This window comes from Rhizobium sp. 05N49 (assembly GCF_056396805.1).
In genome coordinates, this window is sequence record NZ_JBFTME010000006.1 from 297,767 (window position 1) to 311,416 (window position 13,650).

Here is a 13,650-nt window from a genome sequence, read left to right on the forward strand (position 1 = left end):
TTGCCAGAATTCGCCTTGACGCACAACATGTTTCAGCCTCGAAGGGCTTACTCCACAGTCACCGATTTTGCGAGGTTGCGCGGCTGGTCGACGTCCGTGCCCATGAAGACTGCCGTATGGTAAGCAAGCAACTGGATTGGCAGCGAGAAGATCATCGGCGAGATGATTTCGTCGACATTCGGCAGCGTGATCGTCGCCATGGTCGGCAGCTTGGAAGCAGCAGCGCCATTCTCGTCGGTGATGAAGATGATGCGGCCGCCACGGGCTGCGACCTCCTGCATGTTGGACACCGTCTTTTCAAAGAACCGGTCATGGGGCGCAATGACGATGACAGGCATGTTCTCGTCGATCAGTGCGATCGGCCCATGCTTCAGCTCGCCCGCGGCATAACCTTCCGCGTGGATATAGGAGATCTCCTTGAGCTTCAGCGCGCCTTCCATGGCAAGCGGGAAGCTGGTGCCGCGACCGAGATAGAGCACGTCCTTGCACTTGGAGAGTTCGCGGGACAAGCCTTCCATCTGCGGCTGGATGAGATTGAGGACACGGCTCATGATGCGCGGCATTTCCGCAAGGTGGCGGACCATCGCCTTCTCGTCATCGGGGCTGATCGTGCCGCGGGCCCGGCCTGCGCCGATCGCCAGTGATGCAAGCACGGCAAGCTGGCAGGTGAAAGCCTTGGTGGAGGCAACGCCGATTTCCGGCCCGGCCATGATCGGGAAGACGGCATCGGATTCGCGGGCGATGGTCGATTCCCGCACATTGACGACGGCGCCGATCTTCAGGCCATTGTCCTTGCAGTAGCGCAGCGAAGCCAGCGTATCGGCGGTTTCGCCGGACTGCGAGATGAAGAGGGCGGCCTGCGACGGCTGCAGCGGCATTTCGCGGTAGCGGAACTCAGAGGCGACATCGATTTCGACCGGCAGGCGGGCATAACGCTCGAACCAGTATTTGCCGATCAGGCCGGCAAGATAGGCTGTGCCGCAGGCCGAGATCGCAAGGCCGGTCGTGGCTTTGAAATCAATCGCGGATGCATTCGGGCTGATCGTGTTGGCGGTGAAATCCACATAGTGGCTGAGCGCGTGGGATATAACCTCCGGCTGCTCGTAGATTTCCTTTTCCATGAAATGACGGTGATTGCCCTTGTCGACCACATAAGCGGTAGCCTGGGAAATCTGGCGCGGGCGCTTGACCACCTTGCCGGAGAAATCGAGCACGGTCGCGCCTTCGCGGGTGATGATCGCCCAATCGCCGTCGACGAGATAGGTAATTTCATTGGTGAAGGGGGACAGCGCGATAGCATCCGATCCCAGGAACATCTCGCCCTTGCCATAGCCAATGGCAAGCGGCGGGCCGGAGCGGGCAGCCATGATCGTGCTGGGATCGCTCTTCAGCATCACGGCCAGCGCATAGGCGCCGGTGACGCGGTTCAGCATCTTCAGCATGGCTTCTCGCGGGGTCAGGCCTTCACGCAGATACTTCGCCATCAGATGGGCGACGACTTCCGTGTCGGTCTGGCTCTGAAAGGCCGCGCCCTCGTGGCTCAGTTCGTCGCGCAGTTCGGAGAAATTTTCGATGATGCCATTGTGGACGACGGCGACGCCTTCGACGAAATGCGGATGGGCGTTAGTCTCGTTCGGCACACCGTGGGTTGCCCAGCGTGTATGGGCGATGCCGGTCGTTCCGGGCAATGGCTCGCTGTCGAGACGCTTTTCGAGGTTGAAGAGCTTGCCCTCGGCGCGGCGGCGATCCATCACGCCATCATGGATGGTGGCGACACCGGCGGAATCGTAGCCGCGATATTCCAGCCGCTTCAGCGCATCGACAAGACGGCTCGCAACCGGCGCATTTCCGACGATCCCAACAATTCCGCACATGCAAACGTCCCCTCAGACCTGTTCAGTGAGGCCACTCCTAGCGATTCCCGCTTATTTCTCAATTGGTACGGCGGTCACTTTCGGTTTCCGCACGTTACCGAAGAAGGCTCAGCCTTTGGCCTTCTTTGCCGCCTTGATGGCGAGCGCCCGTTCTCGCAGGAGCTTGGCGCGTTCGGGCTTGATCTCCTGTCTGGCACGGCCGAAGGCGAGTGCATCATCAGGCACGTCTGCGGTGATGACGCTGCCCGATGCGATATAGGCGCTGTCGCCAATCGTGACCGGAGCAACCAGCGAGGAATTCGAGCCGATGAAAGCGTCCTTGCCGATGACGGTCTCGAACTTGTTCACCCCGTCATAATTGCAGGTGACCGTGCCGGCGCCGATATTGCTACCGGAGCCGATAACGGCATCGCCGATATAGGTCAGGTGGTTGACCTTGGCGCCCTCGCCGATCTTGCCGTTCTTGACTTCGCAGAAATTGCCGACCTTGGATCCAATCGAGAGATCGGCACCCGGACGCAGACGGGCGAAGGGACCGACCGTCGCGCCTTCGCTCACATGCGCGCCCTCGATATGCGAGAAGGCATGGATGACCGCACCGCCATCGATGACGGCGCCGGGGCCGAAGACGACATTCGGCTCGATCAGTGCATCCTGGCCGATGACGGTGTCGTAGCAAAGAAATACCGTTTCCGGGGCGATCATCGTCACACCCGAGAGCATCAGTTCGTGGCGGCGGCGCTCCTGCCAGAAGCGTTCGATCGCCGCGAGCTCGGCGCGGTTATTGCAGCCGGCCATCTCGACCTCCGGCGCATCGACGGCGGTGACGCGGCCGCCAAGCGAGCGGGCGATCTCGACGAGATCGGTCAGATAATATTCGCCCTTGGCATTACTGTTGCCGATGCGCGACAGCAGGTCGAGCGCCTTGCGGCCGTTGATCACCATGAGGCCGCTGTTGCACCATTTGACGGCGCGCTCGGCGTCCGTGGCGTCCTTCTCCTCCCGGATGGCAATCAATTCGCCATCCTTGACAAGCAGGCGTCCGTAGCCGGCCGGACGGTCCGTATGGAAACCGATGACGACGACGTCGCTGCCTTCAGCCAATGCCTTGCGGGCTTCGAGCAGCGGACCGGCGGTCTGCAGCGGCACGTCGCCGTAAGTCACGAGAATATCGTCATAGCCTTCGGCAATCGCCTCACGGGCGGCCAGAACGGCGTGTCCGGTACCGAGGCGCTGTTCCTGAACATACGATTTGACCGTCACGCCACCGACATCGGCAGCCTTTGCTACTTTCTCGGCATCCCGACCGACGACGAGGGCAACGGAAGACACTCCGGTTGCGGCCACGGCATCGACGACATGAGCGATCATCGGTCGGCCGGCGACCTCATGAAGCACCTTCGACTTTGCGGATTTCATTCGGGTGCTGTCACCGGCGGCGAGAATGACGGCAAGGCAGGTGCGTTCCATGGCAGACTCCGAGAATCCATTGCGAGGCGGCTCTTCCGCCGCTCATAGCAGCAAGGCGACGCTTCAAAAAGACGAAATCGGCAGGGAAACGATGGGCTCAGAAAGCGCGGAGAAGGCTTCGTGGACGTGGTCCCTGCCCTCGACGATGACAATTTCCATCGCCTTGCGAGCTGCAGCGGCGTCGCCTGCCGCAATCGCGTCGACGATGCGCATATGGGTTTCAGCAATGTTGGCGAAACCGTTCTCGGATGGCGGCGTACTCATGCGGAACATGCCGACGAGTGCCGCCTCGATGAGCCCGCCAAGCGTGCGCATGAAGGGATTATGGGACGCCTCTGAAACGGCGAGATGGAAGCGCAGATCGGCAAGTGCCAGGCTGTCGGCCGTATGGTCACTTGCGGCCATGTCGAGCGCCAGGCCGCGCAGCCATTCGATCTCGTCCGGTTTTGCACGCTCGGCCACGAGGCCGGCAGCGAAAGGTTCGAAAGCGAGGCGGATATCGTAAAGCTGCAGGAGAAATTCTTCACTCACACCGTTGGCGAAATGCCAGGATATGATTTCGGTGTCGAACATGTTCCAGAAGTTCTTTTCCGTAACACGCGTACCAACGCGCGCCTTTGCAACGACCATGCCCTTGGCGGCGAGCGTCTTCATCGTCTCGCGCAGCACCGTACGCGAAACCTTGAAGCGCTGCGCCAGTTCTCCGTCTCCGGGCAGGATAGCGCCGACGGGATAGGTGCCGGCAACGATTCCCCTGCCGAGTTCATCGACGACATGCGCGTGGCTTGTTCGGGTTCTTCGCCCAACCTTACGGGTTTCAAGCGATCTGTTGCGCAATACGACTCTCCTCCTAGCCATATCTCCTGTTCAGACTGGAAAGGAAAAGGATGGCCTTCTGCATCACCATGAATGCAAAAAGCAGCAGGCCAATCAGGATTTTCGTCCACCAGCTCGACAGCGTGCCGTCGAAAGTGATGTAAGTCTGAATGAGCCCCTGGATCAGCAGACCGATGAAGGTCCCTGCCACGAATCCCGCTCCTCCTGTCAGCAGCGTCCCTCCGATGACGACTGCTGCGATGGCATCCAGTTCGACGCCAACCGCCGCAAGAGAATATCCTGCAGAGGTGTATAGGGAAAAAACGATTCCGGATAGGCCCGCCAGAAAACCCGACAAGGCGTAGATCTGGATCGTCGTGCGCGCCACTGGAACGCCCATCAACTGTGCCGTCTGCACTCCGCCGCCCAGCGCATAGACATTGGTCCCGAAGCGGGTGCGGTGCGCGATGAATATGCCGGCTGCGAACACGATCAGCATGATGGCGCCGATCAGCGTCAGACGTCCGCCACCCGGCAAACGATAATAGAGGCTGGTCAGCGTCGAATAATATTCGTGATTGATCGGAATGCTGTCGATCGACAGGACATAGGCCATGCCGCGAGCGAGGAACATGCCGGCAAGTGTCACGATGAACGGCGGCATCTGCAGGAAATGGATGATCATGCCCATTACGGCACCGAAGGCGGTGGTGATGATGAGAACGATCGCAAAGGCGGCCAGCGGATGAATGCTGGTATTCTGCAGGATCACTGCGAGAAAAACACCGGTGAAGGCGATAACGGATCCAATCGACAGATCGATGCCACCGGAGATGATGACGAAGGTCATGCCGACGGCGGCGATGCCGAGAAACGCGTTATCCGTCAGCAGATTGCCGATGACGCGTGTCGACAGGATGTTCGGATATTGCAGCGTGCAGACCGCATAGGCGAGCACGAAGATGACGATCGTCGCAAGGAGCGGCAAGTATTTGGAATTCATTTGCGCCCCTTTGCGTCCGTCCGGCGGCTCAGGAAGCTGGTCAGCGATTGCATGGCCGGCGACTGGATGACCAGAATGACGATGATGATGATCGCCTTGATGATGAGATTGAACTCCGGCGGAAAGCCGGAAAGCAGAATACCGGTGTTGACTGCCTGGATGATCATAGCGCCAACCAGCGAGCCGATGATGCTGAAGCGGCCACCGAGCAGCGAGTTGCCACCGACAACCACGGCGAGGATGGCATCGAGCTCCAGCCAGAGGCCGGCATTGTTGGCGTCCGCACCCTTGATGTCGGCGGCGACGATGATGCCCGCGATGGAAGCACAGAGGCCGCTCAGCATATAGACCGCCATTAGCAGCACCGGCGTCTGTACACCTGACAGCGTGCTCGCGCGTCTGTTGATGCCGACAGCCTCGATCAGCATGCCGAGGGCGGTGCGGCGGACCAGCAGGATGACCATCAGGGCGACGATCAGCCAGATGACAACGGGCATGGGCAGGAAGGCGAAGGAGCCGCTGCCGAGAAAGATCAGCCCATCATCGTTGAACGTCATGATGGCGCCTTCGGTGATGAGCTGGGCGATCCCGCGGCCGGCGACCATCAGAACGAGCGTGGCGATGATCGGCTGTATGTTGAGGACGGCGACGAGGAAGCCGTTCCAGAAGCCACAGAGCAGGCCGACGACAACAGTGAGTGCCAGCGTATAGGCAAGCGAATTGCCTTCGACGATCGACGAGGCTGCAACGGCGCCACAAATCGCGATGACCGCGCCGACTGAAAGGTCGATGCCCTTGGTGGCGATCACAAGCGTCATGCCGATCGCCAGCAGCGCAACGGGCGCGCCGCGATTGAGCACATCGATGACGCTTCCGTAGAGCCGGCCATTTTGAACAATTACATCAAGAAATTGCGGGAAGAAGCTGAAATTCAAAAGAAGAACAACCAAAAGCGCAATCAATTGCGGCGCAAGACGAAAGCCCAGCGCCTTCAGCGAGGCAGTCATGCATCCTCCGTTCGTTTGTCGCCCGCAGCAATGGCGTCGACGATGCCGGCGGCGGTTATGCGCTCACCGGTCAGTTCAGCGATATGTTCGCGGTCGCGCAGCACGATGACGCGGGAACTGTAGGCAACCAGCTCCTCCAGTTCCGAAGAAATGACGATCAGCGACATACCCCTGGCGCACAGTTGCTCGATCAGCTTGATGATCTCGGCATGGGCACCGACATCGATGCCGCGGGTCGGTTCGTCCAGGATCAGGAAATCCGGATTTGTGGCCAGCCAGCGAGCAAGGATCGCCTTCTGCTGATTGCCGCCCGACAGAAGCCGAATAGGCTTTTCACGGTCGGTCGTGCGGATATCGAGCGCCTTGATGTATTCGTCGGCGATCGCATTCTGTTCGGCGCGCGAAAGCGGCCGCGCCCAGCCTCGGCGCGCCTGCAAGGCAAGCGCTATGTTCTCGCGGATCGACAGGTCGCCGATGATGCCATCCGTCTTGCGATCTTCCGGGCAGAAGCCGAAGCCCCTGGCGATTGCGGCACGCGGGCTCGACAGCGTCACCGGCGCGCCATCGATCCTGGCGACGCCGCTGTCGGCGCTTTCGATGCCGAACATGAGTTCTGCGGTTTCCGTGCGCCCGGAGCCGAGAAGTCCGGCAATGCCGACAACTTCGCCGACGCGGACCTCGAGATCGAAGGGTTTCACCTTGCCGCGTTTTCCAAAGCCCTCGAAAGCATATTTGACCTCGCCGGCGGCAATCGTGCGTTCCTTGGCGGCATGTTCCGTCTGGGCGAGTTCGCGCCCGAGCATCATGGCGATCAGGTTCTGCCGCGACAGTTCGGCTGCCGCGTGCGTCCCCACAAGCCGGCCGTTGCGCAGCACGGTGATGCGGTCACTGACGGCATAGACCTGTTCGAGAAAATGAGTAATGAAGACAATACCCAATCCGCGCTTCTTCAAGTCATTTATGATGCGGAAAAGCATCTCGACTTCATGGGTATCGAGGCTGGCGGTGGGCTCGTCGAGAATGAGCACCTTGCCCGACAGATCGACGGCGCGAGCGATCGCGACGATCTGCTGGACGGCGACCGAGAAGCGGTCGAGCTGCGCGGTGACGTCGATATCAAGACCGTAGCCTGCCAGAAGCTCACGGGCATTCCGGTTCATGGTGCGGGCATCGATCATGCCGAAACGCTTCGGCTGTCGGCCGAGGAACAGATTTTCCGCAACGCTGAGATTGGAGAGGAGGTTGACCTCCTGGTAGACGGTGCCGATGCCGAGCTTCTGGGCGGCCAGCGTATCGGCCGGATCAATCTCGTGACCTTCCAGTGTCAGGCTTCCGCCGTCGCGGCGATAGGCGCCGGTAATGCATTTGATGAGCGTCGACTTGCCGGCGCCGTTTTCGCCGAGCAAGGCGTGAACCTCGCCACGGCGCAGCGTGAAATCCACCTTGTCCAGGGCAATAGCACCGGGGAAGAATTTCGATATGGCCGAGGCTGCGAGAATATTCTCGAAATTGTGAACCATGAGGGCTGCTGTTTCCTGATATTGCGCCTTACGCCTGCGCCAAAACCGGGCATGACGCCCGGCCCGGCACCGGCAGTTCCGCACCGGTCCATGATGGACCGGTGCGGTTGCAGGTTCAAATCAGTAGCCCTGGCCCTTCTTTTCTTCGTAGACCTTCATCGGGTCGTCAGCAGGCGTATAGAGCTTGGATTCAGTCTGGATCCACTTCGCCGGAGCCTTCTTGTCCTTCAGGTATGCATCGAGCGCATCGAAGGCCGGGCCTGCCATGTTCGGCGTCAGCTCGACCGTGGCATTGGCCTCACCTTCGGACATGGCCTTGAAAATGTCCGGCACGGCGTCGATGGAGACGACGAGGATATCCTTGCCCGGCTTCAGGCCAGCTTCCTTGATCGCCTGGATGGCGCCAACCGCCATATCATCGTTATGGGCATAGAGAGCGCAGATGTCCTTGCCGCCGTTCTCGGCCTTCAGGAAGCTTTCCATGACTTCCTTGCCCTTGGTGCGGGTAAAGTCGCCGGTCTGGCTGCGAACGATCTTCAGGTTGTCGTGGCCGGCAAGAGCCTCTTCGAAGCCCTTCTTGCGAGCGATGGCCGGCGACGAACCGGTGGTGCCCTGCAGCTCGACGACGTTGCACTTCTTGTCGCCAACGGTCTTTACCAGGAAGTCGCCTGCGACCTTGCCTTCGTGGACCAGGTCGGAGGTAACCGCCGTCAGGTAGAGGTCGTCAGGAGCCTTGATCGTACGGTCGAGAAGGATGACCGGAATCTTGGCTTCCTTGGCTTCCTTCAGAACGTCGTCCCAGCCGGTTTCGACAACGGGAGCAATGAGAATGGCATCGACGCCCTGAGCAATGAAGGAGCGCAGAGCCTTGATCTGATTTTCCTGCTTCTGCTGCGCATCGGCAAACTTCAGATCGATGCCGCGCTTCTTGGCCTGTTCCTTGGTTACTGTCGTTTCAGCCGCGCGCCAGCCCGATTCCGAACCGATCTGCGAGAAGCCAACAGTCAAGCCGCCGGCCGAAGCCGAACCGAACATGCAGGCAGCCAGAACCGTGGCACTCAAAAGTGCAGTCTTCAATTTCATGATTTCCTCTCCCAATGCCGCGTCTCGCGGCGCAGGGTCAAAAAATCATATAGTAATACTTTTGTAAATGCGCATTTTGGTATGCACTGCAGCAAAAAAGGCGCTCCTTTCAGAGCGCCTTTTCGCAACTGCGAGTTACAAAATCTGCTTATTGTGCCGGCAGCTTGTCATCCACGCCTTCGACGTAGAAGTTCATGCCCAGCAGCGTGCCGTCATCAGCCTTTTCGCCGGCTTTCAGCCAGGGCGTGCCGTCCTGCTTGTTGATCGGACCGGTGAAAGGATGCAGTTCGCCGGACTTGATCTTGGCTTCTGTTTCCTCAGCCATCTTCTTCACGTCGTCAGGCATGTTCGTGTAAGGCGCCATCTTGAGGATGCCATCCTTCAGGCCGTCCCAGCTCTGCTCGGACTTCCAGGTACCGTCGAGAAGGGCGTGAACGCGCTTGGAGTAATAGTTGCCCCAGGTATCGACGATCGCCGTCAGCTGAGCCTTCGGGCCGGCTGCGATCATGTCCGATGCCTGGCCGAAAGCGTGGATGCCGCGCTCTTCGGCAACCTGCATCGGCGCAGTCGTGTCGGTGTGCTGGGTCAGCACGTCGACGCCCTGGTCGATCATGGCCTTGGCAGCGTCTGCTTCCTTGCCCGGGTCGAACCAGGTGTTGACCCAGATGACCTTGAGCTTGAAGCTCGGGTCGATCGACTTTGCGCCCTGCTCGAAGGAGTTGATGCCCATGACCACTTCCGGGATCGGGAAGGAGGCGATGTAGGCAGCGCCATGATTCTTCGAGGTCTTGGCGGCGATCTGGCCGAGGATGTAGCGGCCTTCATAGAAGCGCGAATTGTAGGTCGCGAGGTTCGGGCCGGCCTTGTAGCCGGTGCCGTGCTCGAACTTGACCTTCGGGAATTTGGCGGCCACCTTGACCGTCGCGTCCATGAAACCGAAAGACGTCGTGAAGATCAGCTGGCAGCCGGAACGCGCGAGACGTTCGATGGCGCGCTCGGCATCGGGGCCTTCCGGGACGTTTTCGAGGTAGGGCGTTTCGATCTTGTCACCGAATTCGGCCTGGATCTGCTGGCGGCCGACATCGTGCGCCTGCGAATAACCGCCGTCATTGTGTGCGCCGACATAGACGAAGCAGACCTTCGTCTTGTCGGCCGCCGCGGCGGCTGAGGATATGCCGATCACGGCTGCGGCCGATGCGGCAAGTGTGAGTGCGAACTTCTTCATGATGACCCCTGTTGGTTTGAAGTTATTCCGGAAACCCGTCCGTGTTCTTGTTTTATCGCTCCGGTACGAAGGCTTTTCCAAGCGACGCGGGCGTGTTGATCAACGTCGTGCGTCGATTATGAGAAATGATGATGAGAACCACAATAGTCGCGGCATAGGGCAGCATCGAGAGGAACTGCGATGGGATGCCGAGACCGAAGGCCTGCGCATGAAGCTGCAGGATCGTTACCGCTCCGAAGAGATAACCGCCGGCAAAGACCCGCCACGGGCGCCAGGAAGCGAAGACCACCAGCGCCAGCGTGATCCAGCCGCGGCCGGCCGACATGTTCTCCACCCATTGCGGCGTATAGACGAGCGAAAGCTGCGCGCCGGCAAGACCCGCGCAGGCACCGCCGAACATGACAGCCAGATAGCGCGTGCGGATGACATGAATGCCGAGCGCATGGGCAGAACCGTGGCTGTCGCCGATCGCCCTGAGTTTCAGGCCGGGACGGCTTCTGAACAGGAACCAGCTCACGCCGAAGAGCAAGGCAATCGACAGGTAGAAGATCAGATCCTGCTTGAAGAGAACCGCGCCGATAACGGGAATATCGGACAGAAGCGGGACGACGATCTCTTTCAGCTGAATGCCGGGGACGCTGACATAGGGCTCGCCGAGTTGGCCGGAGACGCCAAGGCCGAGAAGGGTCAGCGCCAGACCGGTCGCCACCTGGTTTGCCACCAGCGTCAGCGTCAGGAAGGCGAAGAGCAGCGAGAAAAGCGCGCCGGCGGCAATGCCGCAGATGATGCCGACATAGGGCGAACCGGAGATCTGCGCGCCGGCAAAGGCGGCGACAGCACCCATGATCATCATGCCCTCGACGCCGAGATTGAGGACGCCCGAGCGCTCCGTCACGAGCTCACCGAGGGCTGCGATGACGAGCGGCGTGGAGGCGGTGATGACGGTCAGGAGAATGGCTTCGAAGATGCTCATGCCGCGTTGCCTCTCACCCGCGACCAGACGATGCGGATTTTATAATAGATCAGCGTGTCGCAGGAGAGCACGAAGAAGAGGATGAGCCCCTGGAAGACGCGGGTGACCTTGTCCGAAACCCCGATCGAAAGCTGCGCCGCCTCACCGCCCAGATAGGTCAGCGCCAGCACAAGACCGGAAGCAATGACGCCGAGCGGATTGAGGCGACCGAGGAAGGCGACGATGATGGCGGTGAAGCCGTAGCCGGGCGAAATCGCCGGCTGCAGGTGGCCGATCGAGCCCGAGACCTCGCAGATACCAGCAAGACCTGCGAGCGCGCCGGAAAAGAGGAAGCTGAACCAGATCATCCTCTTCGAGGAAAAGCCTGCGAAGCGCCCTGCCCGTTCCGACTGGCCGAGCACGACGACTTCGAAGCCCTTCAGAGTGAAGCGCATCATGAACCAGACGAGAACAGCCGCGACGATCGCGAAAATGAAGGCCCAATGGGCGCGGCCGGACTCTTCCCATATTGCCGGCACGATTGCCTCCGGCGCAAAGTCGCGCGAGACCGGGAAGTTGAAACCCTTCGGATCGCGCCATGCGCCGCGGATCAGCCAATCGAGAAAGAGCTGGGCGATATAGACCAGCATCAGCGACGTCAGTATCTCGTTGGTGTTGAAATGCGCTTTCAATAATGCCGGAATGGCTGCGAACAGCGCGCCGCCGAGCGCTCCCATAATCAGCATCAGCGGCAGTACAAGCGGTGAATGCCAGTCGTAGAAGATGATCGGGACATAGGAGCCGGTGATCGCGCCGATGGTGAACTGGCCTTCGGCGCCGATATTCCAGTTGTTGGAGCGATAACAGACGGCAAGACCGACGGCGATCAGGATCAGCGGTGCTGCCTTGACCGCCAATTCGTGCAACGACCACACTTCCAAAAGTGGCTCAAGGAAGAAGGCATCGAGTGCCTCGACCGGATCCTTGCCGAGCATGGCGAACATGATCGCGCCAAATATCAGCGTCAGGACGAGGGCGAGAAGCGGTGAAACGAAGGCGTAGAGCTTCGAGACCTGCGGGCGCTTTTCAAGCTCAATKCGCATCAGCGGCCTCCGCGGCATGCTTGCCTTCATGCAGGCCGCCCATCAGCAAGCCAATCTTCTCGCGCGTGAGTTCACCTGCCGCATAGGGCTTTGAAAGGCGCCCTTCGGAAATGACGGCGATATCAGTCGCCACCTCGAAGATTTCGTCGAGATCCTGGCTGATGACGACGACGGCGGAGCCCGCTTTTGCCAGGTCCACAAGCGCCTGACGGATGCGGCTTGCAGCACCGGCATCCACACCCCAGGTCGGCTGGTTGACGACCAGCACAGCCGGCTGGCGGTCGAGTTCGCGGCCGACGATGAATTTCTGCAGATTGCCGCCGGAGAGCGAACCCGCGGCGGGATCATCGCCGCTCTTGCGCACGTCCATGGCCTCTGAAATGCGCCGTGCGGCGGATTTCACCGCGCCCTGCCTGATAATGCCGAGGACACCGAGAAAGGCCTTGCGGTCCGACTGGCTGCGGGCCAGCACCAGATTGTCAGAGAGCTTCATAGCCGACACCGCCGCATGACCATGCCGCTCTTCCGGCACGAAACCGGCGCCAAGCAGGCGGCGGGCCGTGATTCCCTGCGTTCCGACCGGCTTCTTGCGGATCACGATCGCTTCGGCCGACGACACCGGATATTCGCCGGACAGCGCATCGAACAGCTCGCTCTGTCCATTGCCCGCAACGCCGGCAATGGCAAGGATTTCACCCGATCGCACGCTCATGGAGACGTCGCGCAGCGGCATGGCAAAGGGCGTGCGCGCTGCAACGGAAAGGCTCGAAACGGCGAGTTGCACCTCGCCCTTATCGCTACGCTCGGGATGAGTCACAGCCGCCACCTCACTGCCCACCATCATCCGGGCGAGAGAGGCGGGCGTTTCCTGCTTCGGATCGCAGGCGCCGGTCACACGGCCGTGGCGGAGCACGGTGGCGCGATCGCAAATGCGCTGCACCTCTTCCAGGCGGTGGCTGATATAGAGAACGGAGCGCCCCTCGGCACGCAGTTTGAAAAGTGTTTCGAAGAGCTTGTCGGCCTCCTGCGGTGTCAGCACCGATGTCGGTTCATCGAGGATGATGAGCTTCGGGTTCTGCAGGAGCGCGCGGACGATTTCGATGCGCTGACGCTCGCCCACCGAGAGATCGGCCACATGCGCATGCGGATCGAGCGGGAGGCCATAAGCCGCAGACAGCGCCCTCGCCTCTTCGGCGATCCTGCCGATCGGAATGCTGTCATCAAGCGAAAGTGCGATATTTTCGGCAACGGTCAGCGCCTCGAACAGCGAAAAATGCTGGAAGACCATGCCGATGCCGAGCTTGCGGGCCTCGCCCGGCGAGGTGATCGCAACCGGCGTTCCCTCCCAGAGGATATGCCCATCCGTCGGCTCCAGAACGCCGAAGAGCATCTTGACCAGCGTGGATTTGCCTGCGCCATTTTCGCCGAGGAGCGCATGAATTTCGCCCGGCGCTATATCGAGATCGATTTCATTGCAGGCGGCAAAGCTACCGAAGAATTTCGTCAGCTTTTGCACCGATAACAACGCGCCGGAAGCCGGCACATTCAATGGCGACACGTTCCCCTCATTTCTTCTGCTGACCGGTCCTTTTGGATC

Annotated in this window: 11 protein-coding genes; all 11 read right to left on the minus strand. The window is 60.3% G+C overall.

Translation table 11 applies throughout. The features are described from left to right. Nucleotides 1-47: 47 nt before the first annotated feature. Nucleotides 48-1,874: a glutamine--fructose-6-phosphate transaminase (isomerizing) gene (gene glmS, locus AC1DF8_RS15070; protein ID WP_478154047.1), complete on the minus strand. Its 1,827-nt coding sequence runs from the start codon at nt 1,872-1,874 to the stop codon at nt 48-50. A gap of 108 nt (nt 1,875-1,982) precedes the next feature. Then, nucleotides 1,983-3,344, minus strand: a complete 1,362-nt coding sequence (glmU, locus tag AC1DF8_RS15075; protein ID WP_478154048.1) for a bifunctional UDP-N-acetylglucosamine diphosphorylase/glucosamine-1-phosphate N-acetyltransferase GlmU — start codon at nt 3,342-3,344, stop codon at nt 1,983-1,985. Between the two features lie 63 nt (nt 3,345-3,407). After that, nucleotides 3,408-4,181 carry a FadR/GntR family transcriptional regulator gene (locus AC1DF8_RS15080; protein ID WP_112547203.1) on the minus strand — a complete coding sequence of 258 codons (774 nt, stop codon included), beginning with the start codon at nt 4,179-4,181 and terminating at the stop codon, nt 3,408-3,410. Nucleotides 4,182-4,194: 13 nt separating this feature from the next. Beyond that, nucleotides 4,195-5,163, minus strand: a complete 969-nt coding sequence (gene yjfF / locus AC1DF8_RS15085; protein ID WP_112547202.1) for a galactofuranose ABC transporter, permease protein YjfF — start codon at nt 5,161-5,163, stop codon at nt 4,195-4,197. Beyond that, the gene (locus AC1DF8_RS15090; RefSeq protein WP_112968424.1) at nt 5,160-6,170 is read right to left on the minus strand and encodes an ABC transporter permease; all 1,011 of its coding nucleotides are present in this window, start codon (nt 6,168-6,170) and stop codon (nt 5,160-5,162) included. Before AC1DF8_RS15090 ends, yjfF begins: the two co-directional genes overlap by 4 nt. Beyond that, the gene (gene ytfR / locus AC1DF8_RS15095; RefSeq protein WP_478154049.1) at nt 6,167-7,690 is read right to left on the minus strand and encodes a galactofuranose ABC transporter, ATP-binding protein YtfR; all 1,524 of its coding nucleotides are present in this window, start codon (nt 7,688-7,690) and stop codon (nt 6,167-6,169) included. Before ytfR ends, AC1DF8_RS15090 begins: the two co-directional genes overlap by 4 nt. A gap of 120 nt (nt 7,691-7,810) precedes the next feature. Further along, nucleotides 7,811-8,773: a galactofuranose ABC transporter, galactofuranose-binding protein YtfQ gene (ytfQ, locus tag AC1DF8_RS15100; protein WP_478154050.1), complete on the minus strand. Its 963-nt coding sequence runs from the start codon at nt 8,771-8,773 to the stop codon at nt 7,811-7,813. 148 nt (nt 8,774-8,921) lie between these two features. Then, nucleotides 8,922-9,998, minus strand: a complete 1,077-nt coding sequence (locus AC1DF8_RS15105; RefSeq protein ID WP_112547199.1) for a BMP family ABC transporter substrate-binding protein — start codon at nt 9,996-9,998, stop codon at nt 8,922-8,924. A 52-nt stretch (nt 9,999-10,050) separates the two neighbouring features. After that, on the minus strand, nt 10,051-10,971 hold the full coding sequence (locus tag AC1DF8_RS15110; protein ID WP_478154051.1) for an ABC transporter permease: 921 nt from the start codon (nt 10,969-10,971) through the stop codon (nt 10,051-10,053). Beyond that, nucleotides 10,968-12,053: an ABC transporter permease gene (locus tag AC1DF8_RS15115; RefSeq protein WP_478154052.1), complete on the minus strand. Its 1,086-nt coding sequence runs from the start codon at nt 12,051-12,053 to the stop codon at nt 10,968-10,970. The genes AC1DF8_RS15110 and AC1DF8_RS15115 overlap by 4 nt, the downstream gene beginning before the upstream one ends. Further along, nucleotides 12,043-13,611 (minus strand): ABC transporter ATP-binding protein, encoded by a 1,569-nt coding sequence (locus tag AC1DF8_RS15120; RefSeq protein WP_478154053.1) that lies wholly within the window; start codon nt 13,609-13,611, stop codon nt 12,043-12,045. Before AC1DF8_RS15120 ends, AC1DF8_RS15115 begins: the two co-directional genes overlap by 11 nt. Between the last annotated feature and the right edge of the window lie 39 nt (nt 13,612-13,650).